The sequence below is a fragment of the Pseudomonas sp. 1L-B-1-E-C1 genome, assembly GCF_057291835.1.
On record NZ_JBXAWN010000010.1, the window covers coordinates 65,992 to 89,643 of the forward strand.

Here is a 23,652-nt window from a genome sequence, read left to right on the forward strand (position 1 = left end):
CCGCCCCCTCATGGCAAGCGGTTGCGCAATGCCGCAACCACGTTGAAGGTTTGGTTACGCACCCGATTGTTCGGGTCGGTGAGGGTCAGGCTCAGGCGTACACTGCGGATGCGCGCCGGATCGCCAGGGTTGCTGCTGTAAGTGGAGGCCGCCACGTCGGTCGCGGAGCTGGCCAGACCGAAGGTAACGTTGAAGGCGCTGACGTTGTTCACCAGCACCTGCTGCGCCGGATTGCCGCTGCCAGTGCCCATGAGGATCTGGTTATTGCTGAAGCTATAGATCAGACGCCGGATCGGGAAAGCGATCTGCCCTGTGGTCGGGCTGCGCAACCCGCTGTAGGCGACCGCGCTGTTGCGACAGTCTGAAATCACTGTCCAGGTCGGTGTCCCGCCGCCGCTGCCGACATCGGCGGTGACCATGGTCAGCTTGAGACTGGCGTTATCCCAGTTGATCGGGGTGAGCTGCGCGGCGTTGAAATCCCCTGCCGCGCTGGAGTCGACGATGGTGCCGAGACAGCCGAACATGCCGACCATGCGGATTTCCTGAATCATTTTGCTGAGGACGAAACGCGCATCTTCCTGCATCGCCGCAGCGCTGTTCTGACTGACGTAGGTGTTTTTCGCGGCGATGAAGATCTGCACCACACCCAGCACGACGATCAGCCCTAACGCCAACGCGATCAGCAACTCGATCAGGCCGAAACCGCGGCTGGAACGCTTCATGGTGTAGCTACCGGATCGACTGCTGCCCGACTGGTCAGCACGAAGCTGCGCTGGGCACTGGCAGCATTGGCCGCGCGCGCATCACTCCAGGTAATCGTGATGGTGTAGACCCGTTGGTTGAGGGTGATGCTGCCCGTCGCGGTCGGACCGCCAAAGTTGGCGATATTGGTGGTGAAGTCGTAGAGATCCTGATCCCGCGCCACACTGAGATTGCCCGAGGTCGGTGGCGTGACGGTGTAGTCGGCACCGGAGTTGGCGCGAATCCTGTCCATCATGTCGTAGGCAATGAAACTGGCCTGACTGGTCATCCGCGAACTGTCGGTGTACTTCAGCGCATTGAGCTGCACCGCTGCTGCGCCCAACAGCCCGACGGTCAGAATCAGTAACGCGACCAGCACTTCGATCAGCGTCATGCCCTCCTGTGCGTTTTTGCTCCCTGCCCTCATCCGCAATTTCCACCCAGTTGAATGCGTCCGTTCAAACACACGTTCAGCGTCCTGCTTTGCGTGCCCAGCGTGTAACCGATGACCACCGCCGTCGACGGTGCCGCCAGACCGCCGAGGTTGTTGAAATCCAGGGCGGTCACTCCTGAGGGTAGCGTCAGAGTCGCGCCACTGCTCATCGCTGGAACAACCCGCAACACATTGGCCGGATTGCCGGTACTGTCGTAGACCGCCAGTTCACCGGTCCAGACGCTGCCGCCAGCGGTCGGGCGCAAACGCGTGGTCACGCCGCGATTGATCGCCTCGAGGCGAGCGAAATTGATTGCCCGCTGCAAGTCGCCGACTTCGGTATCCGCCTTGCTGCTCTGGATCGTACGGGTAAAGGCAGGCACCGCCAGCGTGATCAGTACCAGGAACACCGCGATGGCGACCAGCAATTCGACCAGCGTGAAACCTTTTGTACGAAGATCCATCGATGCCCTCCGTTGCCGTCGGCTATACCTGCTTCTACACGCTAGAACATTCGCTCGGCACGCGCCGACTGATTTGCCCTGCGCGGCGCACGGATTGCGCTGCTCATACCATTCCACGGAGGGATTTTTTATGCCGCAACACGGTTTCAGCCTCATTGAACTGCTTATGGGACTGGCGATTGGCGCAATTGTTCTGCTGCTGGTCAGCCCGGCGTTCGCTGCGCTCAAGCAAGCGACTCAACGCGATCATGCAGCGCAGTCGCTGCTCGAAGGTATTCGCCACGCTCGCACCCTGGCTATGACACACAACCAGAGCGTGGTGATCCATGGCATCGACGGCGACTGGAGTCGTGGCTGGCGAATCATTCTGGATCTTAGCGGCAAGGGTTCGGAGGACAGCAGCAATCCGCTATTGGTTGAACGCGCCAGTGAGGTGAAGGTGCCGATTGTCGGCAATTGGTGGGTGAGCCGCTTTGTGCGGTTCAGTCATCTGGGGCAACCGCTGATGCCAGGACGGCGATTTCAGGCGGGAACAATACACATCTGCTCGCCGCGTGAACCGGTCAGCCAGCGCCAGATCGTACTGGCGGCGACCGGTCGCGTGCGCCTGAGCAGTCGGGAAACTGAACAGGCGCTGTGCGACAGACGCAGAAACGTCAGATCGAACGCACGCGCAGCTCTTTCGGCATCGAGAACGTTATGTTCTCTTCACGGCCGGCCAGTTCATCGGCACCGGTCGCGCCCCAGGCCTGCAATTGCTGGATCACGCCACGGACCAGCACTTCCGGTGCCGAGGCGCCAGCAGTAATGCCGATACGCTCGACGCCGTCGAACCAGCTCTGTTGCAGATCTTCGGCACCGTCGATCAGGTAGGCCGGAGTCGCCATGCGTTCAGCCAGTTCCCGCAGACGGTTGGAGTTGGAGCTGTTCGGGCTGCCGACCACCAGTACCACGTCGCACTCGTCGGCCAGTTGCTTGACGGCGTCCTGGCGATTTTGTGTGGCGTAGCAAATGTCGTCCTTGCGCGGACCGCCGATCGCCGGGAACCGCGTGCGCAGGGCATCGATGACGCGGCTGGTGTCGTCCATCGACAAAGTCGTCTGGGTGACGAAGGCGAGTCTTTCCGGATCGCGCACCTGCAACTCGGCCACGTCCTTCTCGTCTTCGACGAGGTAGATCGCCCCGCCATTGCTGGCATCGTACTGACCCATGGTGCCTTCGACTTCCGGGTGACCGGCGTGGCCGATCAGGATGCACTCACGACCGTCGCGGCTGTATTTGGCCACTTCGATGTGCACCTTGGTGACCAGCGGGCAGGTTGCATCGAAGACTTTCAGGCCACGACCGGCGGCTTCGTTGCGCACGGCTTGGGAAACACCGTGGGCGCTGAAGATGACGATGACGTCATCGGGCACCTGATCGAGCTCTTCGACGAAAATCGCGCCACGGCTGCGCAGATCTTCAACGACGAATTTGTTGTGCACCACTTCGTGACGCACATAGATCGGCGGCCCGAAGACTTCCAGGGCGCGGTTGACGATTTCGATCGCCCGGTCCACACCGGCGCAGAAGCCACGGGGGTTGGCGAGTTTGATTTGCATGCTGTGCCTCGTGTCTTGCGCGCGAAAACAATGGAGAACCACTGTAGGAGCGAGCTTGCTCGCGAAGGGGGCCATCACCTGCAACATTTCTGTTGGTTGACACACCGCTTTCGCGAGCAGGCTCGCTCCCACATTTTGACCTTATACAGTCAGTTATAGCGCTTTGACGGAAATGATTTCCACGTCAAAGGTCAGCGTCTTACCGGCCAGCGGGTGGTTGAAGTCGACGGTCACTTGCGTGTCGTCGAACTCCTTCACCACACCCGGCAATTCAGTATTGGCCGCATCGTTGAAGATCACCAGCAGGCCCGGTGACAACTCCATGTCGGTGAACTGCGAACGCGGGATGGTCTGCACGTTCTGCGGGTTCGGCTGACCGAAAGCGTTTTCCGGCTCGACGGTCAGGGTGCGCTTGTCGCCGGCCTTGAAGCCGAACAGTGCGGCTTCGAAACCCGGCAGCAGGTTGCCGTCGCCGACCTTGAAGGTGGCCGGGGCCTTGTCGAACGTACTGTCGACGGTATCACCGTTTTCCAGGCGCAGGGCAAAGTGCAGCGTGACTTCGGTGTTCTGGCCGATGCGTTGCTCAGTCGATAGCGGTTCAGTCATGAGCGGCCTCTTCGGTTTTCTTCGATTTGAACATGTCCAGCGCCAGCATGATCGCGCCAACGGTGATCGCGCTGTCGGCAATGTTGAACGCCGGGAAATACCAGCGGTTCTGCCAGTGCACCAGAATGAAGTCGATCACATGGCCCAAGGCAACGCGGTCATACAAGTTGCCCAGCGCGCCACCCAGAACCAGCGCCAGGGCGACGGCCAGCCAGGTGTCGTTGCGGCCCAGGCGCTTGAGCCAGACCACCAGCACGGCGCTGACGACAATGGCGATCAGCGCAAACAGCCAGCGCTGCCAGCCGGAGCTGTCCGCGAGGAAGCTGAAGGCGGCGCCGGTGTTGTAGGCCAGGGTCCAGCTGAACAGATCGGGAATGATCACGATCTGCTGGAACATTTCGAGCTTGCTTTCGAAGTAGAACTTGCTGGCCTGGTCAATGACCAGGACCAGCAGGCTCAACCACAGCCAGCTCAGCCGTCCGAAACGGCCAATGGCATCAGGCATAGTGACGAACCTCGCCAGCGCCGCTGATGTTGTCGACGCAACGACCGCAGATTTCCGGATGCTCCGGGTTCACGCCAACGTCTTCGCGGCAATGCCAGCAACGTGCGCACTTCGGGAACGCCGATTTGACGATCTTCAGTTTCAGACCGCTGACTTCGGTGACCACTGCATCGGCCGGAGCCTGCACGAATGGCGCAACGCTGGCAGTCGAGGTGATCAGGACAAAGCGCAGCTCGTTGCTCAGCTTGGCCAGATCGGCGCTCAGCGCCTCTTCGGCAAACAGCGTCACTTCGGCCTGCAGGTTGCCACCGACGGCTTTCGCCGCGCGCTGGATTTCCATTTCCTTGTTGACCGCGACCTTCACTTCCATGATGCGATCCCAGTAGGCGCGACCCAGCTCGAAGCCTTCCGGCAGCTCGGTCAGGCCTTCGTACCAGGTGTTGAGCATGACGGATTCGTTACGCTCGCCCGGCAGGTATTGCCACAGCTCATCGGCAGTGAAGGCGAGGATCGGCGCGATCCAGCGCACCAGCGCTTCGGAGATGTGGAACAGCGCGGTCTGGCACGAGCGACGGGCCTTGCTGTCGGCGCCGGTGGTGTACTGGCGGTCCTTGATGATGTCGAGGTAGAAACCACCCAGCTCCTGCACGCAGAAGTTGTGGATCTTCGAGTAGACGTTCCAGAAACGGTATTCGCCGTAGTGCTCTTGCAACTCGCGTTGCAGCAGCAGCGTGCGATCCACCGCCCAGCGATCCAGCGCCAGCATGTCTTCAGCAGGCAGCAGGTCAGTGGCCGGATTGAAACCGGTCAGGTTGGAAAGCAGGAAGCGCGCAGTGTTACGGATACGACGGTAGGCATCCGCGCTGCGCTGCAGGATCTGCTCGGACACCGCCATTTCGCCGGAGTAGTCGGTCGAAGCGACCCACAGACGCATGATGTCGGCGCCCAGGGTGTCGTTGACCTTCTGCGGCGCGATCACGTTGCCCAGCGATTTGGACATCTTGCGGCCGGACTCGTCGACGGTGAAGCCATGCGTCAGCAGTTCGCGGTACGGCGCATGATTGTCGATGGCGCAACCGGTCAGCAGGGACGAGTGGAACCAGCCACGGTGCTGGTCGGAGCCTTCCAGATACAGGTCGGCACGCGGGCCGCTCTCATGACCCATCGGGTGCGAACCGCGCAGGACGTGCCAGTGCGTGGTGCCGGAGTCGAACCAGACGTCGAGGGTGTCGCTGATCTTGTCGTACTGCGGCGCTTCATCGCCCAGCAGTTCGGCGGCGTCGAGCTTGAACCAGGCTTCGATACCTTCGACTTCAACACGTTTGGCGACTTCTTCCATCAGCTCGACGGTGCGTGGATGCAGCTCGCCGCTTTCCTTGTTGAGGAAGAACGGGATTGGCACGCCCCAGTTGCGCTGACGCGAGATGCACCAGTCCGGACGGTTGGCGATCATCGAGTGCAGGCGCGCCTGACCCCAGGCCGGAACGAACTTGGTGTCTTCGATGGCTTTGAGCGAGCGCACACGCAGGGTGTCGCCGCTGGTTGGCTCCTTGTCCATGCCGATGAACCACTGCGCGGTGGCGCGGTAGATCAGTGGGGTCTTGTGGCGCCAGCAGTGCATGTAGCTGTGTTCGATGACGGTGGTGTGCATCAGCGCACCGACTTCGGTCAGTTTTTCCACGATGGCCGGGTTGGCCTTCCAGATGAACTGGCCGCCGAAGAATTCCAGCGACGGCACGTACACGCCGTTGCTCTGCACAGGGTTGAGGATGTCGTCGTTGACCATGCCGTATTTCTTGCAGGTCACGAAGTCGTCCACGCCGTAGGCCGGGGCGGAGTGAACCACGCCAGTCCCAGCGCCCAGTTCGACGTAGTCAGCCAGGTACACCGGCGACAGGCGATCGTAGAACGGATGACGGAAGTTGATCAGCTCCAGTTGTTTACCGGTGGTGGTGGCGATCACCGAACCTTCCACGCCGTAGCGCGCCAGGCAGGCTTCGACCAGCTCTTCAGCCAGCACCAGCAGCTTGTCGCCGATATCGACCAGGGCGTAGTTGAATTCCGGGTGCACGTTCAGCGCCTGGTTGGCTGGGATGGTCCACGGGGTGGTGGTCCAGATCACGATCGCAGCAGGCTTGCTCAGCGACGCCAGACCGAACGCGGCAGCCAGTTTGGCTTCGTCGGCGATCGGGAACGCCACGTCGATGGTCGAGGACTTCTTGTTCTCGTACTCGACTTCCGCTTCAGCCAGCGCCGAACCGCAGTCGAAGCACCAGTTCACGGGCTTCAGGCCTTTGAAGACGAAACCACCCTTGACGATTTCGGCGAGGGCGCGGATTTCACCGGCCTCGTTCTTGAAATCCATGGTCTTGTACGGGTTGGCGAAGTCGCCCAGCACACCCAGGCGGATGAACTCGGACTTCTGCCCTTCGATCTGCTCGGTGGCGTAGGCACGGCACAGCTCGCGGGTTTTATCCGCGCCGAGGTTCTTGCCGTGGGTCACTTCAACCTTGTGCTCGATCGGCAGGCCGTGGCAATCCCAGCCCGGGACATACGGCGCGTCGAAACCCGACAGGGTCTTCGAGCGGATGATCATGTCCTTGAGAATCTTGTTCAGTGCGTGACCGATGTGGATCGTGCCGTTGGCGTACGGAGGGCCGTCGTGCAGGACGAACTTCGGACGATCCTTGCCAATCTCGCGCAACTTTCCGTACAGGCCAATACTGTCCCAGCGCTGCAGGATCCGCGGTTCGCGCTGTGGCAGGCCGGCCTTCATTGGGAAGGCGGTGTCCGGAAGGTTTAGCGTGGCTTTATAGTCGGTCATTTAAGGCTCTTCATTAGCGATGGGCGCTAGGTGCGGCTAGTGCACGGGCGGTGGCGACATCCGCATTGATCGCCGTTTTCAATGCCTCCAGAGAGGCGAAGCGCTGCTCTTCACGCAGCTTTTGGTGGAAAACCACCGTCAAACGCCGGTCATACAGATCGCCGGCAAAATCTAACAGATGGACCTCGAGGTGGGCTTTTCCATCCCCTTGCACCGTGGGACGCACGCCGATATTGGCGACGCCGGGCCAGGTCTTGCCTTCGATGTCGACGCTCACCAGATAGACCCCGGTGAACGGCACGCGACGACGCTTGAGTTGAATGTTGGCAGTGGGCGTGCCCAGTTGCCGGGCGAGTTTCTGGCCATGCAGCACGCGACCGGCGATGCGGTACGGGCGGCCGAGCAAGCGTTCGGCCAAGGCAAAATCGGCCGCAGCCAAGGCGTTGCGCACTTGCGTGCTGCTGACGCGAATGCCGTCCAGCTCGACGGTTTGCGCGGCTTCGACGCTAAAACCATGAACCTGCCCGGCCTGCAGCAGGAAATCGAAATCGCCCAGACGGTCGCAGCCGAAGCGGAAATCATCACCGACCTCGAGATGTTGCACGCCAAGGCCATCGACCAGAATGGTATCGACGAACTCACTGGCGCTGAGCTTGCTCAGGCGCTGGTTGAAAGCCAGGCACAAGACCCGGTCGACGCCTTCGGCGGCCAGCAATTGCAGCTTGTCGCGCAACCGCGCCAGGCGCGCTGGCGCCGTGTCGGGAGCGAAGAATTCCCGTGGCTGCGGCTCGAAAATCACCACGCAGCTGGGTACGCCCAACTCGAGCGCACGCTCACGCAGCCGGGCCAGGATAGCCTGGTGACCACGGTGAACACCGTCAAAGTTGCCAATAGTGGCGACGCAGCCCCGATGCTGGGGGCGCAAGTTGTGGAGGCCTCGAACCAGCTGCATAACGCGCTTCTTGCTCATAAAGTGGTCGATTATAACCACACCCGACGGCCGACGACAGGCAACACCGTAACGCAAAGTGAACGAGCCGACAAAACCGCCGGCCCGTGCCTGTCGATAAAGGCTGAAACCTTAGCTCAAGGCCTTGCGATTGAAGTCGCGCAGGCGGAAACCCAGCAGCAGCAACATACCGAAATACGCCACCACACCGGCAACCACCAGCGCACCCAGGCGCAGGAAGCGCTCGAGCATATGGCCCTCATCCCAAGCGGGCATGAAATGCATGCCGGCCAGCAACACCGCCGACATCACCGTCACCGCAACAACCAGTTTGAAACCGAATTTGCCCCAGCCCGGCTGCGGTTGATACATCTTCTGCTTGCGCAGTTGATAGAACAGCAGCCCCGCATTCAGGCAAGCGCCGGCGCTGATCGCCAGCGCCAGACCGGCATGGGCCAGCGGCCCGATCAGCGCCAGGTTGAACAACTGGGTGCAGACCAAGGTGAAGATTGCGATTTTCACTGGCGTGCGGATGTTCTGTTGCGCATAAAAGCCCGGCGCGAGCACTTTGATCACGATTATCCCGAGCAGACCGACAGAATAGGCGATCAGCGCACGCTGGGTCATCTCGGCATCGAAGCCACTGAACTGGCCGTACTGGAACAGCGAAACGGTCAACGGCTCGGCCAGAATCCCCAGCGCCAGCGCGCACGGCAGCACCAGCACAAAACACAGGCGCAGCCCCCAGTCGAGAATTCGCGAATACTCGTGGCGATCCTTGCTGGCGTAGGTCTTGGCCAGCGTTGGCAGAAGAATCGTGCCGAGCGCCACGCCCAATACGCCCGACGGCAATTCCATCAAGCGGTCGGCGTAATACATCCACGACACTGAACCGGCGACCAGAAACGAGGCGAAGATCGTGTTGATGATCAGCGAGATCTGACTGACCGACACGCCGAGAACCGCCGGCAGCATCTGCTTCATCACCCGCCATACGCCGCTGTCGCGCAGATTCAGGCACGGCAGCACCAGCATGCCGATCTTTTTCAGGTGCGGCAGCTGATAAAGCAGTTGTGCCAGACCGCCGACCAACACCGCCCAGCCGAGGGCCATGACCGGCGGATCGAAGTACGGTGTGAGGAACAGCGAAAACACGATCATGCTGACGTTGAGCAAAGTCGGCACGAAGGCCGGCACCGAGAAACGGTTCCAGGTGTTGAGGATCGCGCCGGCCAGCGACGACAGCGAGATCAGCAATATATAAGGAAAGGTCACCCGCAACAGATCGGAGGTGAGCTGGAATTTTTCCGGGGTATCGGTAAAACCGGGGGCCGTGGCCCAGATCACCCAGGGCGCAGCGATCATGCCCAGCGCCGTCACAACCGCCAACACCAGCGTCAACAGGCCCGATACATAGGCAATAAAGGTGCGCGTCGCCTCCTCGCCCTGCTGACTTTTATATTCGGCCAGGATCGGCACAAATGCCTGGGAGAAAGCCCCTTCGGCAAAGATCCGCCGCAGCAGGTTGGGCAGCTTGAAAGCAATAAAGAAGGCATCCGTGGCCATCCCGGCGCCGAATGTCCGCGCGATCAGCGTGTCACGAACAAACCCCAGAATCCGGGAAAGCATCGTGATAGAGCTGACGGCGGCCAACGATTTGAGCAGATTCATTGAGAGAGTTTGTGCCTGTCGATAAACAGCAGGCGAACAATGCGCCCACTTGTGCGATACTCCGCGCCGCAACAGCACAGAGCCAAAGCTCGCGAGTTTACAGGTCAAGCGCCGGAAATAAATATCCCGCCTCTTTATACCTACCACTTAGCGGAACGATTCAAGTGCCCTTGACAAGACAAGTCTTCATCGGCATGATTCGCGGCCTATTTTGTTTGCTATTTCCTAAAAAGTCTTTCGAGGAGCTCGACGGTGGCCAACTCACCTTCCGCCAAAAAACGTGCAAAACAGGCTGAGAAGCGTCGCAGCCACAACGCCAGCCTGCGTTCCATGGTTCGTACCTACATCAAGAATGTAGTTAAGGCCATCGACGCAAAAGACGCTGAAAAAGCTCAAGCTGCATACGTTCTGGCTGTGCCAGTTATCGACCGTATGGCCGATAAAGGTATCATCCACAAGAACAAGGCTGCTCGTCATAAGAGCCGTCTGAATGGCCACGTCAAAGCGCTGAAAGAAGCCGCTTAATCGACGTAGTCATTAAAAAACCGACCTCAGGGTCGGTTTTTTATTGCCTGTGATTTAACAAGCTACAGGCAAAAAAATGTGGGAGCGAGCCTGCTCGCGATGGCGGTGAGTCAGATGAGAATTTTCTATCTGACACACCGCCATCGCGAGCAGGCTCACTCCTACAATTGGTTTTGCGGTGTTATGGCTGGACAGGCACCCACGGCAGGATCGGGATAGCGGTTACGGCATTCTGCGGACTGCCTTCGATCAGACGATCGCTGTAGACCAGGTACACCAGCGTATTGCGCTTCTTGTCGAGGAAACGCACCACCTGCATGGTCTTGAACACCAGCGAGGTGCGCTCCTTGAAGACCTCGTCGCCATCCTTCAGTTCGCCCTTGAACTTGATCGGCCCGACCTGACGACAAGCGATCGAGGCTTCGGCACGATCCTCGGCCAGACCGAGACCACCCTTCACTCCGCCGGTCTTGGCGCGCGACAGGTAGCAGGTCACGCCTTCGACTTTCGGATCGTCGAACGCCTCGACCACGATCCGGTCATTCGGACCGACAAACTTGAACACCGTCGACACCTGACCGATTTCCTCGGCCGAGGCCAGCAATGGCATGGCCATCAGCAGGCCCAACAATCCTTTCGCTACACGCATCGAATTTTCCTTAGACCAGAATCAGGTTGTCACGGTGAACCAGTTCCGGCTCCGCCATGTAACCGAGCAAACCGACAATCGCATCCGACGACTGACCGATGATTTTTTGCGCCTCCAGGGCGCTGTAATTGGCCAGTCCCCGCGCGATCTCACGACCGTCCGGCGCCACGCAGACCACCATCTCACCACGCCGGAAACTGCCTTGAACCAGTTTCACCCCTACCGGCAGCAGACTTTTGTTGCCCTTGGACAACGCCGACACTGCCCCTTCATCCAGCACCAGAGTGCCACGGGTTTGCAGATGCCCGGCCAGCCACTGCTTGCGCGCCGCGAGCATGCCGCGCTCAGGCGACAGCAGCGTACCGATGCGCTCGCCCGCCTTCAGGCGATCGAGCACGCGCTCAAGCCGCCCGCCGACGATGATGGTGTGCGCACCGGAACGAGCTGCCAGTCGCGCCGCGCGCAACTTGGTCTGCATGCCGCCGCGCCCCAGGGCACCGCCGGTACCGCCAGCCACTGCATCGAGCGTCGGATCATCGGCGCGCGCCTCATAAATCAGCTGCGCATCGGGATTGTTGCGCGGATCAGCGTCGAACATGCCGTCGCGATCGGTAAGGATCACCAGCAGATCGGCCTCGACCAGATTAGCCACCAGTGCCGCCAGCGTGTCGTTGTCGCCAAAACGGATTTCATCGGTGACCACGGTGTCGTTTTCGTTGATCACCGGAATGACTTTCAGCTCGACCAAAGCACGCAAGGTACTGCGGGCGTTGAGGTAGCGCTTGCGGTCGGACAGGTCGTCGTGGGTCAGGAGAATCTGCGCGGTGTGCCGGCCATGCTCGGCGAAGCTCGACTCCCACGCCTGCACCAGCCCCATCTGACCGATTGCAGCGGCCGCCTGCAGCTCGTGCATGGCACTGGGTCGCGCGGTCCAGCCCAAGCGACTCATGCCGGCCGCCACCGCCCCGGAGGACACCAGCACCAGCTCGACGCCCGCTTCATGCAGCGCCACCATCTGCTCGACCCAGACACTCATTGCCGCGCGATCCAGCCCCTTGCCATCAGCTGTCAGCAAAGCGCTGCCGATTTTCACGACCCAACGCTGCGCACCTGTCACCTTGCTCCGCATCATCTTCAACCTTAGCTTGAGGGCAGCGCGACCGGCACTGCCCGTGACGTTAATCGTGGCGATTGCTGACCAACGATCGATTTCCGGATACTAAAACGCCGCTCGATTGAGCGGCGTTCAAGTTTATCGCAACGGATCAGTCACGCACGTAAATGATTTCCGGACCGTCTTCGTCATCCACATCTTCTTCGTCCCAGTCATCGTCGCCGATGTCATGGACCGACTTCACGCCACTGCGGCGCAGGGCACGCTTGTCGTCCAGCGCCTGCAACTGCGCACGGGCTTCGTCTTCGATGCGCTGATCGAGATCGGCCAGCTCTTCCTTGTACGCAGGGTCTGCGGCCAGGCGATCGGCACGGTCTTCCATGTAGCGCATGATGTCGTGGCACAGACGCTCGGTACCGATCTTGGCGATGGCCGAAATCACGTACACCGGACCGGTCCATTCCAGACGATCGACGATTTCCTTGACGCGAGCATCGTGCTCTTCTTCAAGGATCTGGTCGCACTTGTTCAGCACCAGCCAGCGATCACGCTCGGCCAGCGACGGGCTGAACTTGATCAGCTCGTTGACGATCACTTCAGCCGCGTCCGGAGCACTGGAATCATCCAGCGGAGCCATGTCGACGAGGTGCAGCAGCAGACGCGTACGCGCCAGGTGCTTGAGGAAGCGAATGCCCAGGCCGGCACCGTCGGAAGCGCCTTCGATCAGACCCGGAATGTCGGCAATGACGAAACTCTTCCAGCGATCGACGCTGACCACACCGAGGTTCGGCACCAGTGTGGTGAACGGGTAGTCGGCGACTTTCGGCTTGGCGGCCGAGACCGAACGGATAAAGGTACTTTTACCGGCGTTCGGCAAGCCCAGCAGACCGACGTCAGCCAGCACTTTCATTTCCAGTTTCAGGTCGCGCTGCTCGCCGGGCTTGCCTGGCGTAGTCTGACGCGGCGCACGGTTGGTACTGGATTTGAAACGGGTGTTGCCCAGGCCGTGCCAGCCGCCCTGCACTACCATCAGTTTCTGGCCGGCCTTGGTCAGGTCGCCGATGACTTCCTGAGTAGCGGAGTCGATCACGGTAGTGCCGACCGGCACGCGCAGGATCAGGTCTTCGCCCTTCTTGCCGGTGCAGTCGGTGCTGCCACCGTTGGAGCCACGCTCGGCATCGAAGTGACGGGTGTAACGGTAGTCCACCAGGGTGTTGAGGTTTTCGTCGGCCATCATGTAGATGGAACCGCCGTCACCGCCATCACCACCGTTCGGGCCACCGTTTTCAATGAATTTTTCCCGGCGGAAACTCATGGCACCGTTGCCACCGTCACCAGCCTTTACGCGAATCGATACTTCATCAACAAACTTCATAACCAACGCCTCTCGCCGTACGGACGAGCCGAAAAACAATCAAGACATAAGACTCTTGCAAAAATGAGCGCAGCGACCCCAAGACACGACCTGCATCGCACGCCGACAGCCCATACAAACAGCTTTGCAAGAGACTCACCCCACAAACGAAAAAGCCCCGTCGCAAGACAGGGCTTCTCCAGCGATCTCGCGATTAAGCCGCGATTACGCTCACGTAACGACGACCGAAGGCGCCCTTTACTTCGAACTTGATCACGCCTTCGATTTTAGCGAAGAGAGTGTGATCCTTACCCATGCCAACGCCGTAGCCAGCGTGGAATTGGGTGCCGCGCTGACGCACGATGATGTTGCCGGCCTTGATGACCTGGCCGCCATACATCTTCACGCCAAGGCGTTTGGCTTCTGAGTCGCGACCGTTACGGGTACTACCACCAGCTTTTTTGTGTGCCATGAGTTCAATTCTCCTAGTGAGGAATTAGGCTGTAATTAAGCCTGAATACCGGTGATTTTGATCTCGGTGAACCACTGGCGGTGGCCCATACGCTTCATGTGGTGCTTACGGCGACGGAACTTGATGATGCGGACTTTATCGTGACGACCTTGGGAGATCACTTCAGCCTTGACGGTTGCGCCAGCAACAACTGGTGCGCCGATGTTCACGTCGTCGCCGTTGGCGACCAGCAGAACGCGATCAAAAGTCACGGATTCGCCAGTAGCGATTTCCAGTTTTTCGATCTTCAGGTATTCACCTTCAGCGACCTTGTATTGCTTACCGCCGGTAACGATTACTGCGTACATGGTATTTCTCCGATAATCCTGCTCACCCAGCTCTTTATAAGAAGAGGTATTGGCTGGCATGGCTGCATGGGGCTGGAACGGCCCAAGTGCAATTGCGTAAGGCAGGTGCTGCCCAGGAAGTTCAGGGTGCGCGATTGTACGCAAGCCGCCGCAGGCTTGCAAGGGGCCGTCCATCGCGCCTTGACAGGTCTGGGAAGGGGTCCTAGCATGCCGCGCAACCCTTCTGGAGCGACTCTCGCTGATGCAACCCCAAGCTTTCTACCGCGCGGTGGCGGACGATTTTAGCGCCGTCGACGGCATCATCAAGAAGCAGCTGACGTCTCGAGTGCCGCTGGTATCGAAAATCGGCGATTACATCACTTCGGCCGGCGGCAAACGCCTGCGTCCTTTATTAGTGTTGCTGTGTGGCAAGGCCCTGGGTCGCGAAGGCGACGACATGCGCCTGCTGGCCGCCACCATCGAATTCCTGCATACCGCGACCCTGCTGCATGACGACGTCGTCGACATGTCCGGCATGCGCCGTGGCCGCTCGACCGCCAACGCCATGTGGGGCAACGCCCCGAGCGTATTGGTCGGTGATTTCCTGTATTCGCGCTCGTTCGAAATGATGGTCGAACTCGGCTCGATGCCGGTGATGAAGATTTTGTCGCAAGCCACGCGCATCATCGCGGAAGGCGAAGTGTTGCAGCTGTCCAAGGTACGTGACGCCAGCACCAGCGAAGAAACCTACATGGAAGTCATTCGCGGCAAGACCGCAATGCTCTTTGAAGCGTCGACCCACAGCGCCGCCGCCCTGGCCGGTGCGACCGCCGAGCAGAGCGAAGCCCTGCGCACGTTCGGTGATCACCTGGGCGTGGCGTTCCAGCTCGTCGATGACCTGCTGGATTACAAGGGCGACGCAGAAACCCTGGGCAAGAACGTCGGTGACGATCTGGCCGAAGGCAAGCCGACCCTGCCGCTGATCTACACCATGCGCGAAGGTACGGCCGAACAGGCGGCACTGGTGCGTCAGGCGATCCAGAAAGGCGGGATCGAAGACCTGGAAAGCATCCGTATCGCCGTGGAAGCGTCTGGTTCGCTGGAATACACCGCGCAACTGGCCCGCGACTACGTGGCCCGTGCGATCAAGTGCCTGGAAGCGCTGCCGGCCAGCGAATATCGCGATGCACTGGTTGAACTGAGCGAGTTCGCGGTCGCCCGCACGCACTGATTCAATCCCCTGTGGGAGCGAGCCTGCTCGCGAAAGCATTCTGCCAGCGGACAGTTATGTTGTCTGGCAGGACGCCTTCGCGAGCAGGCTCGCTCCCACAGTTGTTTCTGCGCTATGCCCTTCGCAGCCTAAAACCCTATACAATGTGCGCCCTTTAGTCCTCCTGATACCCAAGGAACCTTAGTGAGCACGTTGCCACCCTGCCCGAAATGCAATTCCGAATACACCTACGAAGACGGCACCCAACTGGTCTGCCCCGAGTGCGCCCATGAGTGGTCTGCCAGCGGCGAAGCCGAAATGGCTACCGATGATGCCGTAAAGAAAGATTCGGTCGGCAACGTCCTGCAGGACGGCGACACCATCACCGTGATCAAGGACCTCAAGGTCAAAGGCACGTCGCTGGTGGTCAAGGTCGGCACCAAGGTCAAGAACATCCGCCTGTGCGATGGCGATCACGACATCGACTGCAAGATCGACGGCATCGGCCCGATGAAGCTCAAATCCGAGTTCGTCAGAAAAGTCTGAGCCTTATGTCATCCATCCCGCGCCAGCCGTGGGATGGAGCGTTGCCCTCCCCGCTTCAGCTCAATGAATCCGCGCATGGCCATCAGCCAGCCATTTTGACCTGACACAACCCTTACCCGGAAAAATACACGATCTGCCAATAGGCGCTTGCTATTTGATGAATAAGAATTATTCTCATTGAAACCTTTCAAGGAGATGAGACCCATGACTTATTTGATCGACGCCTGGCTGGACCGCCCACACCCTTACCTCAGAATCCTTCATCGGGAAACCGGCGAAGTCTGTGCGGTGCTTGAAGAAGAAGCCTTGCATGAACTGCAGGATCAAGGTGATCTGGACGTCAGCAGCCTCAATTCCAGCGAGCCGCTGGTACTCAAGGAGCTGGTGCGCAATCTGTTCCTGTTCTGCTATGCCCGGGCGTTGCGCCCGACCAGTGAGCTGCACAACAAGATCGAAATATGAGCGGTAATACAAAACCTGTGGGAGCGAGCCTGCTCGCGAAGACGGATTTCCAGCCGACGATCGAGTTGACTGACACACCGCTTTCGCGAGCAGGCTCGCTCCCACAGGGTTAGCCCGCCATCAAGCAGGCTGGGGATTACAGAACGTCAAGCAACTCGACGTCGAATACCAGAACGCTGTGCGGCGGGATGCTGCCCACGCCTTGGGCGCCGTAAGCCAGTTCGCTCGGCACGTACAGGCGCCATTTGCTGCCGGCATTCATCAGTTGCAGGGCTTCGGTCCAGCCAGCGATCACGCCGCCGACCGGGAATTCTGCAGGCTGGCCGCGCTCGTAGGAGCTGTCGAACACAGTGCCGTCGATCAGTGTGCCGTGATAGTGCGTGCGCACGTGGTCTTCACGGCTCGGCTTGGCGCCGTCGCCCTGAGTCAGCACTTCGAATTGCAGGCCGGAAGCCAGGGTGGTGATGCCGTCACGCTTGGCGTTTTCGGCGAGGAAGGCCAGGCCTTCGCCAGCCGCGGCTTCAGCCTTGGCAGCCGCTTCGGCCTGCATGATCTCGCGGATCACTTTGAAGCTGGCGGACATTTCTTCCTGGCCCACACGGCTTGGTTTGCCGGCGAAAGCGTCGGTCAGACCGGCCAGGATCGCGTCCAGGCTGACACCCGGTGGCGGGTTGTCGCGCAGCTGGTCGCCGAGTTGACGGCCGATACCGTAGCTGACGCGGGTTTCGTCGGTGGACAGATTTACTTCGGACATGACACTGCTCCGCTGTGCGGACGGCCACAGGACTTGCCGTGCGTGCACAGCGCGTCCCGGCGCGCCCGGAACCAAAAGGGCGAGCAGACTAGCACAGATACCCCGGGGTTGGGGCCGGGCCTACAGGGCCGAGCGCCAGGCCAGTGGCACTTTCAGGCTTTCATTGATGCCACCACCCAGACCGCACATTTCATCGTGCACCGAGGTGTGAACCAGATTGAACGGCAGCACCGGAAACGCATGCAACATTTCCCGCGCGTGCTCGACGGAACGAAGAGTCAGGGTTTTCCCCAGCGGATCGTGGAGCGGATGAGCCGCCCCGTGCATGCGCGCTTCCAGCAGATAGATCCCGCCCTCCATGGAAATCAGATTCAGTTCATCGACCTTGCCGGCGTTGGCAAACGCGTTCAACTCTTGCAGGTTCATGGAAGCACCTCACACCATGGAGAATCGCACCGTTACAGGGATAGGCCGCTGCGCTTGAAAGCACAAGCCACAAACGAAACCGCCCGTCTGTTTCGCAACAGACGGGCGGTTCTTTTGCCTTGACCGGTCGATCAGTGCTTGGTGACCTTGTCCAGATATCCCATGGCAAACGCGGACACCACAAAAGTCATGTGGATGATCACGTACCACATCAAGTGCTCGGGATCGACGTTCTTGGCATCCATGAAGATGCGCAGCAAGTGGATCGAGGAAATCGCCACGATCGAGGCCGCGACTTTCATCTTCAGCGACGAGGAGTCCATGGTGCCCAGCCAGCTGAGCTTCTCTTTGCCTTCGTCGATGTCCAGTTGCGAGACGAAGTTCTCGTAGCCGGAAATCATCACCATCACCAGCAGCCCGCCTACCAGCGCCATGTCGATCAACGACAGCAGCACCAGAATCAGATCAGATTCGGCCATAGCGAAGACGTTGGGCAGGATATGGATGATTTCCTGGAAGAACTTCAATGCCAGCGCCAGCAGACCGAGGGACAGGCCGATATAGATCGGCGCCAGCAGCCAGCGGGTGGCGTACATTGCATTTTCGATAAAGCGTTCCATTGACTCTCACACAAGGGGCTGGAAATGGTGGCGAGTATAACAGCCCGCTGTGACAGCCAGAAACCGCCGGAAAATCCGCCACCTGCGTGTGTGTGACAAAGTTTTTCTGCTAGTGTCCAAAGCATTGACAGCCCTATGACAGTGGACGGGACGCGTGGAAATGGATGTGCGATCAGCCTTGACGACTGCCGGAATCTGCCTCGCCTTGCTCATCGGCGGTTGCTCGCCCGGCGATGAAAAGCACGTCGCAAACCTTGATGAAAAGACCGCCACCTTCGAACAGTCACTGGACACGATCAGCGATCCGAAGCTCAAGGACGCGATCACCGAACTCGGCGGTTCGCTGCTGTTGCTGGAAAGAGCCCGGCTCAAGCTCGACGATATCACGCCACATACCGAATACGGCGCCGATGCCCTCGCCGTGCTCAAGCACTACCCTAACCCGCAGGCGCTGGTCGATACCTTCATCAACGGCCTGTTCGTGCTGCACAAGGACGCCAGCTCGGATTACCTCACCGACCTGCAGCCGGTATTCCCGTTCAACCTGAACATTCCCGGTGGCTTTCTGTTTCCCCACGGCATCGAGTGGCATTCGGTGACGCTGAGCAACAAACGCGTGATCGCCTGGCAGCCGGAGTGGTCGGAAACCGATCCGGGCATTCAGCTCAGCCCGTCCAGCTCCAACGTGACCAACCCCGATGATCTGACGGTGACCTACCCGTTCATCGATGGCCTCAACGTCGACAAGAAAAGCCTGCCGCAACCGGTCAGTCTGCAAGGCCAGGTCGAAGTCATCGCGCCACGTCGCCTGTACAGCTTCGACCTGACGCAGAAAGACGTCGGCCAGACCCGCACCAACGACAACCTCAGCGTCAAACTGCTCAAGCTGGAGAAGAACTACGCCGAGGTCGAAGTCAGCAACAGCCTGCCGCTGGCTCCCGAAGTCGCCCAAACCCGGATCAATCCGCTGATCGTTCAGGCCCGCGACGCCAGCGGCCAATACCTGGTGCGCGCCGGTTCGATCAACGAAAGCCCGGAGCAGGTCGAGTTTTATCAGCGACAGCTGGCGCAGCTACAGAAGCAGAAGAGCTGGAGCGACACCCTGGAAAAACAGCTCAGCGACGACCAGCAAGCCTTCGAGAAAGACCACCCGCGCCGCTATAACAAGGTGTATTTCCACGGCCCGATCGACACACTGGAAGTCAGCGTGCTCGACTTCTCCTCGGCAACCGTGACGCGCAAACAGCTGGATCTGCCAGTTCGCACCTTCGATCTGCACACCACGGCCAAAGCCGTGCAACCGCTGGACTTGCCGGTGGTGGTTTACGACGATCTCGCCGCCAACTGGCTCAAAGGCGCGAACCTGACCGAAGAGCAACTGAAGGCCGGCGTGCGCATTCATCAATCGGTGGAAGAGCCGAGCGCGGCGCGTATCGAGTTCTCCCACCGCCGTACCTTCAATGACGAATTGCTTGGCGACGAACTCAACCCCGGCGTCAGCCCGGTGACCTTCTTCACGGAAAAGCGCGGCGGCAAACTCGACGAGCCGATCGAGCTGCCACCCGAGGCGTATCAGGTCGATCCGCTGCAAGCGACGATTACTTATGATCTGAATCTGTTTCCGGAAACCCCGGCGATCGCCGTGGGCTCGATGCCGCTGTTTCTGGCCACGGTGACCAAGCAATCCTACGACGCGCAGTCATTGCCCAAAGGCCTGGCGATCAAGGACAACACGCTGGTGGTTGACCTGAAAGCCTTCCCGCCCAACGAGTGGCGTTTCTTTGTCAAGGACGACAGCGGCCACTATCTCAAGCAGATTGTCTCGGTGAGCCACGACGCCAGCACCGAAGGCCCCGCGCTGGTCGGCGTGCACTACTTTTACGGTCGCCCGACTCGCGTGGAAACCTATCAGCGTACCGACCTCGCCACCGTGCAATACGGCTTTGAGGTCAAGCTCGACAAGGCGCCGGCGGACGAGGTTGCTCATTGAAGAGCAAGATCAAAAGAACGCAGCCTTCGGCAGCTCCTACAGGCTGCGCCCACGGCCGCCGTTGATCTGCCGCAACTGAGCTTGCAGGTGCAGGCTCCAGATCTGCGGATCGTCGGCCAGTTCGTAGCCGTGCAAAGTCAGGCTTTCCACGATGGTGTCGAGAATCGACTCGGCCGCGACCGGTCCGGGGAACGGGCCCTGGGCTTTGATCGCGGAAGGTTGTTCGCCGGCCATGCCGGCCGCGAAGAGCAGCGTCCACATGCCGTTGTCGCCGGCCAGCGGCTTGACGGCGCATTCGATCCGGGTCACCAGACCCAGGCATTGACGAGTGAGACAGAGGTTGCGCGACATGGCGGCGACCCTCGGTAAAGCCGGTGTTCAGCCCCCAGGAGAGGACTGGCTCGATCCAGTGATACTGTCGATATCCTTGACCTGAGAATAGAAGAAAAGTCCGCAGCGCAAGCAAGATAGAACCAGAAGGCGCCGAATGGTCATTGTGTGAATATTGGCGTCAGAGTTGTGGCGAATTTTCCGAAGATCACCACAAAGACCAATCTGGAAAAACAATTGTGGGAGCGAGCTTTCTCGCGAATACGGAGTGCCAGGCAACTGATTCGTCGACTGATACGCCGCTTTCGCGAGCAAGCTCGCTCCCACAGGGTTTGCTTTAAGACTGTTAAGCCGGTTTGGCTTCGGCCAGCGCCTCTTGTGCCAACTCCTTCTCGGCCTCTTTCAGGTCCTCTTCGCTGATCATCTCGGCGATATCGCGCAGGCGTTCGACCACCCGGGCATTGATACTGCCTTCAGGGAATTCGCCATCGGCATTCGGCTCGCCTGCCGGCTCGCCCACCAGCAGGCTCAATGCCTCGTCGGCCTGACGCACTGCATAGACATGGAATTGCCCGGCGCGTACGGCGGCGAGGACTTTCTCATCGAGCATCAGCGTGGCGACGTTGGCCTGCGGAATGATCGCGCCCTGCTCGCCGGTCAGGCCGCGTGCTTCGCAGAGGCGGAAGAAGCCTTCAATCTTCTCGTTGACCCCGCCGACCGCCTGCACCTCACCGAACTGGTTGATCGAACCGGTGATGGCGAAGCATTGCTTGAGCGGCGTTTTCGACAGCGCCGAAATCAGCGTGCACGCCTCGCCCAGCGACGCACTGTCGCCATCGACGTAGCCGTAGGACTGCTCAAGAGCAATGCTCGCCGAGATCGCCAGCGGGAATTCCTGGGCGTAACGGCTGCCCAGATAGCCGGTGAGGATCATCACGCCTTTGGAGTGGATCGGCTGGCCAAGGTTGACCTCGCGCTCGATATCGACGATGCCGCTGCCGCCCGGATAGACCGTGGCGGAAATCCGCGCCGGCACACCGAACGCCGAGTCGCCGACTTCCAGCACCGTCAGCCCGTTGCACTTGCCGACCGCCGCGCCATCGGTGTCGATGAGGATGATCCCGGCGAGCATGTCGTCGAGAATCCGCGCCGAGACCCGCCCGGTGCGGGTGGCCTTGGCTTTCAAAGCTCGCTCGATGTGCCCGGCGTCGGTCATTTCATCGCCGGCCAGATGGCGAATGAAATCGGCCTCGCTGACCAACTGGAACAGATCGCCGATACGCGCCGACAGCCGCCCTTGATGCTCGGCCAAGCGAGCGCTGTAGGTCGCCAGACGCGCCACCGCATCGGCGGTCAATGGCGCCATGCCTTCTTCCGATGTGCGGGTTTTCAGCAGTTGGGCGAACTGCTCGAGGCTTTCGTCGACCATCGGAATGTCTTCGTCGAAGTCGACCAGAACGCGGAACATCTCCTGGAAGTCCGGATCGAGGTCTTGCAGCGTGTAGTACAGCGATCGCGCACCGATGATGATGACCTTGACCTGCAACGGAATGTGCTGCGGATTGAGGGTCACGGTGGCGAAGCGGCCCATTTCGCCCAGTGGCGATTCCATTTTCAGCTTGCGCGATTGCAGGGCGCGTTTCAGCGCATCCCACACGAACGGCTCGCTGAGCATTTTTTCCGCTTCGAGAATCAGGAAACCGCCATTGGCGCGATGCAGCGCGCCCGGGCGCAACTGTCGATAGGTTGTATAGAGCGCACCTTGATCGGTGGTGTACTCGATGCGGCCGAACAGGTTTTCGTAGGTCGGATGCGGCTCGAACACCACCGGCGCACCACCGCTGGCTGGATGCCCGACCACCAGGCTGGGTGCGTATTGCTCTTCCAGCAACTTGCGCGCGACGGCGTCGGTCTTGCTGTCGTCGACCAGTTGCTCGACCACGGTTTTCAGCAGATAAACCTGCATCGCTTGCAGGTAACCGCAGACCGCAGCGTTCTCTGCGTACTTCTCCGACAGCGGCGCCAGGAGCGGCTGCAACGCCAGGGTGATGGTTTCTTCGTTGAGCTGACGCAGTTGATTGTTCGACTCGCGCTTCCACTGCGGCAGGCTGGCGAGTTCTTCGTTCAGGCGCTCTTCGAGGCCGGAAATGTCGTCGTGGAAACGCTCGCGCTCGGCTTCCGGCAACTGGGCGAATTCAGCTTCGTCCAGGGCCTTGCCGTCGAGCATCGGCGTGAACGCGATGTTGCTGCTGTCGCGGTACAGGGCGACGTCTTTTTCCAGGGCCAGGCGCTCGATGATGTCCAGCGCCTTGTCGTAGCGCTGGTTGAAAGCGCGGTCGATGGCGCTTTTTTTCTGCTGGTATGAAGGGTGTTCGAAGACGGCCGGGAAAGTCGCCAGCAGGTTGTCGATCAAGCCGTTGATGTCGCCGATGAACGAGCCCGCCGTGCCCGATGGCAGCTCCAGCGCGCGCGGTTCGCGCGGCTCGTCGAAGTTGTTGACGTAGACCCAGTCTGCCGGGGTCTGCAGGCGCTTGCCTTCGGCTTTGAGGTAGCGTTTGACGAACGAGAAGCGGCCGGTGCCTGGCTCGCCCATGACGAACACGTTGTAACCGGGGCGTGGCATCGCCACACCGAACTGCAAGGCTTCGACCGCGCGTTCCTGGCCGAGCACACCGCGAAAGGGCTCCAGATCATTGGTGGTAGTGAAGCTGAACTGTTCAGCGGAAAACGGACGAGTCAGCGCTTCGGGCGCAAGACGCAGGCTGGCAGCAACAGGATCAGGCATCGGGCTTCCTTAACAATCAGGCGGGGCAGGTAGCGGCATTCTGGCGCTGCCCGTGCCCCACTGGCAAGGCGCGCCACATGACAAAGCATAGACAAGCGCGCCGCGGGTCGACGCGTCCCGATAAATCAGAGGTTTATTCCAAATATTTTGCAAAAAGTCACGGAACCGCTGGAACGTGCCTAAACTCCAAACTGCGCGGCTGGAACTAATACCGGCCCACTGACACTTTCGGCGCTGTCCTCGGGCAGAGTGCGAAAGGCCAGAACCCTGTCCATTGGTATGCACATAAAGAGAA

At 60.0% G+C, this 23,652-nt stretch carries 24 protein-coding genes and 1 pseudogene; 6 read left to right on the forward strand and 19 right to left on the reverse strand.

The genetic code is table 11. The annotated features are described in order from the left end of the window. Positions 1-8: 8 nt before the first annotated feature. From AC0Z4S_RS18160 to AC0Z4S_RS18170, 3 genes are read right to left on the reverse strand one after another with little or no spacing between them, the layout of a single operon-like run. Entirely contained in the window at positions 9-722 is a 714-nt protein-coding gene (locus AC0Z4S_RS18160) for a PilW family protein (protein ID WP_485624035.1), read from the reverse strand. Further along, a complete protein-coding gene (pilV, locus tag AC0Z4S_RS18165) occupies positions 719-1,168 on the reverse strand; it encodes a type IV pilus modification protein PilV (RefSeq protein WP_253496006.1) in 450 nt (149 codons plus the stop codon). Before pilV ends, AC0Z4S_RS18160 begins: the two co-directional genes overlap by 4 nt. Beyond that, complete coding sequence (locus AC0Z4S_RS18170; protein ID WP_064364110.1) at positions 1,165-1,638, reverse strand: GspH/FimT family pseudopilin; 474 nt, start codon at positions 1,636-1,638, stop codon at positions 1,165-1,167. Before AC0Z4S_RS18170 ends, pilV begins: the two co-directional genes overlap by 4 nt. 130 nt (positions 1,639-1,768) lie before the next feature. Between AC0Z4S_RS18170 and AC0Z4S_RS18175 the strand changes: the two are divergent. Then, a pseudogene (locus tag AC0Z4S_RS18175) lies at positions 1,769-2,320 on the forward strand (GspH/FimT family pseudopilin); the annotation flags it as partial. Here AC0Z4S_RS18175 and ispH read toward each other — a convergent pair. The 6 genes from ispH to murJ form a co-directional block, all read right to left on the reverse strand. Continuing rightward, entirely contained in the window at positions 2,295-3,239 is a 945-nt protein-coding gene (ispH, locus tag AC0Z4S_RS18180) for a 4-hydroxy-3-methylbut-2-enyl diphosphate reductase (RefSeq protein ID WP_137215615.1), read from the reverse strand. The pseudogene AC0Z4S_RS18175 and the gene ispH sit on opposite strands and share 26 nt — an antisense overlap. 153 nt (positions 3,240-3,392) lie before the next feature. Next, positions 3,393-3,845, reverse strand: coding sequence for an FKBP-type peptidyl-prolyl cis-trans isomerase (gene fkpB, locus AC0Z4S_RS18185; RefSeq protein ID WP_064364108.1), 453 nt, complete (start codon positions 3,843-3,845; stop codon positions 3,393-3,395). Continuing rightward, complete coding sequence (gene lspA / locus AC0Z4S_RS18190) at positions 3,838-4,350, reverse strand: signal peptidase II (RefSeq protein WP_350571393.1); 513 nt, start codon at positions 4,348-4,350, stop codon at positions 3,838-3,840. Before lspA ends, fkpB begins: the two co-directional genes overlap by 8 nt. Continuing rightward, on the reverse strand, positions 4,343-7,174 hold the full coding sequence (ileS, locus tag AC0Z4S_RS18195) for an isoleucine--tRNA ligase (RefSeq protein WP_485624037.1): 2,832 nt from the start codon (positions 7,172-7,174) through the stop codon (positions 4,343-4,345). The genes lspA and ileS overlap by 8 nt, the downstream gene beginning before the upstream one ends. 13 nt (positions 7,175-7,187) lie before the next feature. Further along, positions 7,188-8,126, reverse strand: a complete 939-nt coding sequence (gene ribF / locus AC0Z4S_RS18200; RefSeq protein ID WP_485624039.1) for a bifunctional riboflavin kinase/FAD synthetase — start codon at positions 8,124-8,126, stop codon at positions 7,188-7,190. Positions 8,127-8,255: 129 nt separating this feature from the next. Continuing rightward, the gene (gene murJ / locus AC0Z4S_RS18205) at positions 8,256-9,794 is read right to left on the reverse strand and encodes a murein biosynthesis integral membrane protein MurJ (protein WP_485624040.1); all 1,539 of its coding nucleotides are present in this window, start codon (positions 9,792-9,794) and stop codon (positions 8,256-8,258) included. A 252-nt stretch (positions 9,795-10,046) separates the two neighbouring features. Here murJ and rpsT point away from each other — a divergent pair, with 252 nt between their 5' ends. Continuing rightward, complete coding sequence (rpsT, locus tag AC0Z4S_RS18210) at positions 10,047-10,319, forward strand: 30S ribosomal protein S20 (protein WP_003228351.1); 273 nt, start codon at positions 10,047-10,049, stop codon at positions 10,317-10,319. Positions 10,320-10,500: 181 nt separating this feature from the next. Here rpsT and AC0Z4S_RS18215 read toward each other — a convergent pair whose 3' ends face one another. The 5 genes from AC0Z4S_RS18215 to rplU form a co-directional block, all read right to left on the reverse strand. Beyond that, positions 10,501-10,968, reverse strand: coding sequence for a CreA family protein (locus AC0Z4S_RS18215; RefSeq protein ID WP_042610504.1), 468 nt, complete (start codon positions 10,966-10,968; stop codon positions 10,501-10,503). 10 nt (positions 10,969-10,978) lie between these two features. After that, positions 10,979-12,097: a glutamate 5-kinase gene (gene proB, locus AC0Z4S_RS18220; protein ID WP_039761700.1), complete on the reverse strand. Its 1,119-nt coding sequence runs from the start codon at positions 12,095-12,097 to the stop codon at positions 10,979-10,981. A 136-nt stretch (positions 12,098-12,233) separates the two neighbouring features. Continuing rightward, the gene (gene cgtA / locus AC0Z4S_RS18225) at positions 12,234-13,457 is read right to left on the reverse strand and encodes an Obg family GTPase CgtA (RefSeq protein WP_016773122.1); all 1,224 of its coding nucleotides are present in this window, start codon (positions 13,455-13,457) and stop codon (positions 12,234-12,236) included. Positions 13,458-13,650: 193 nt separating this feature from the next. Continuing rightward, on the reverse strand, positions 13,651-13,908 hold the full coding sequence (rpmA, locus tag AC0Z4S_RS18230) for a 50S ribosomal protein L27 (RefSeq protein WP_016773121.1): 258 nt from the start codon (positions 13,906-13,908) through the stop codon (positions 13,651-13,653). Positions 13,909-13,943: 35 nt separating this feature from the next. Then, a complete protein-coding gene (gene rplU / locus AC0Z4S_RS18235; RefSeq protein ID WP_007924746.1) occupies positions 13,944-14,255 on the reverse strand; it encodes a 50S ribosomal protein L21 in 312 nt (103 codons plus the stop codon). A gap of 241 nt (positions 14,256-14,496) precedes the next feature. Between rplU and AC0Z4S_RS18240 the strand changes: the two genes are divergently transcribed. From AC0Z4S_RS18240 to AC0Z4S_RS18250, 3 genes are all read left to right on the forward strand, one after another. Then, a complete protein-coding gene (locus AC0Z4S_RS18240) occupies positions 14,497-15,465 on the forward strand; it encodes a polyprenyl synthetase family protein (protein ID WP_016773120.1) in 969 nt (322 codons plus the stop codon). Between the two features lie 183 nt (positions 15,466-15,648). Then, positions 15,649-15,990 carry a zinc ribbon domain-containing protein YjdM gene (locus AC0Z4S_RS18245; RefSeq protein WP_485624041.1) on the forward strand — a complete coding sequence of 114 codons (342 nt, stop codon included), beginning with the start codon at positions 15,649-15,651 and terminating at the stop codon, positions 15,988-15,990. Between the two features lie 204 nt (positions 15,991-16,194). Beyond that, positions 16,195-16,452 (forward strand): PA4570 family protein, encoded by a 258-nt coding sequence (locus AC0Z4S_RS18250; RefSeq protein ID WP_039761704.1) that lies wholly within the window; start codon positions 16,195-16,197, stop codon positions 16,450-16,452. A gap of 136 nt (positions 16,453-16,588) precedes the next feature. On the opposite strand, the gene bamJ is transcribed toward AC0Z4S_RS18250, so the two are convergent. From bamJ to AC0Z4S_RS18265, 3 genes are all read right to left on the reverse strand, one after another. Continuing rightward, positions 16,589-17,206: a BamJ family beta-barrel-assembly machinery protein gene (gene bamJ / locus AC0Z4S_RS18255; protein WP_471878707.1), complete on the reverse strand. Its 618-nt coding sequence runs from the start codon at positions 17,204-17,206 to the stop codon at positions 16,589-16,591. A 120-nt stretch (positions 17,207-17,326) separates the two neighbouring features. Next, a complete protein-coding gene (locus AC0Z4S_RS18260; protein ID WP_485624043.1) occupies positions 17,327-17,632 on the reverse strand; it encodes a DUF6482 family protein in 306 nt (101 codons plus the stop codon). A gap of 131 nt (positions 17,633-17,763) precedes the next feature. Next, the gene (locus AC0Z4S_RS18265) at positions 17,764-18,252 is read right to left on the reverse strand and encodes a TIGR00645 family protein (protein WP_016773116.1); all 489 of its coding nucleotides are present in this window, start codon (positions 18,250-18,252) and stop codon (positions 17,764-17,766) included. 160 nt (positions 18,253-18,412) lie between these two features. Between AC0Z4S_RS18265 and AC0Z4S_RS18270 the strand changes: the two genes are divergently transcribed. Beyond that, positions 18,413-20,242, forward strand: a complete 1,830-nt coding sequence (locus AC0Z4S_RS18270; protein ID WP_485624044.1) for a hypothetical protein — start codon at positions 18,413-18,415, stop codon at positions 20,240-20,242. A gap of 36 nt (positions 20,243-20,278) precedes the next feature. On the opposite strand, the gene AC0Z4S_RS18275 is transcribed toward AC0Z4S_RS18270, so the two are convergent. Together AC0Z4S_RS18275 and AC0Z4S_RS18280 are read right to left on the reverse strand one after the other, a co-directional pair. Beyond that, the gene (locus tag AC0Z4S_RS18275) at positions 20,279-20,593 is read right to left on the reverse strand and encodes a PA4575 family protein (protein ID WP_253496024.1); all 315 of its coding nucleotides are present in this window, start codon (positions 20,591-20,593) and stop codon (positions 20,279-20,281) included. Between the two features lie 325 nt (positions 20,594-20,918). Then, positions 20,919-23,357: a Lon protease family protein gene (locus tag AC0Z4S_RS18280; protein ID WP_485624045.1), complete on the reverse strand. Its 2,439-nt coding sequence runs from the start codon at positions 23,355-23,357 to the stop codon at positions 20,919-20,921. Positions 23,358-23,652: the final 295 nt, after the last annotated feature.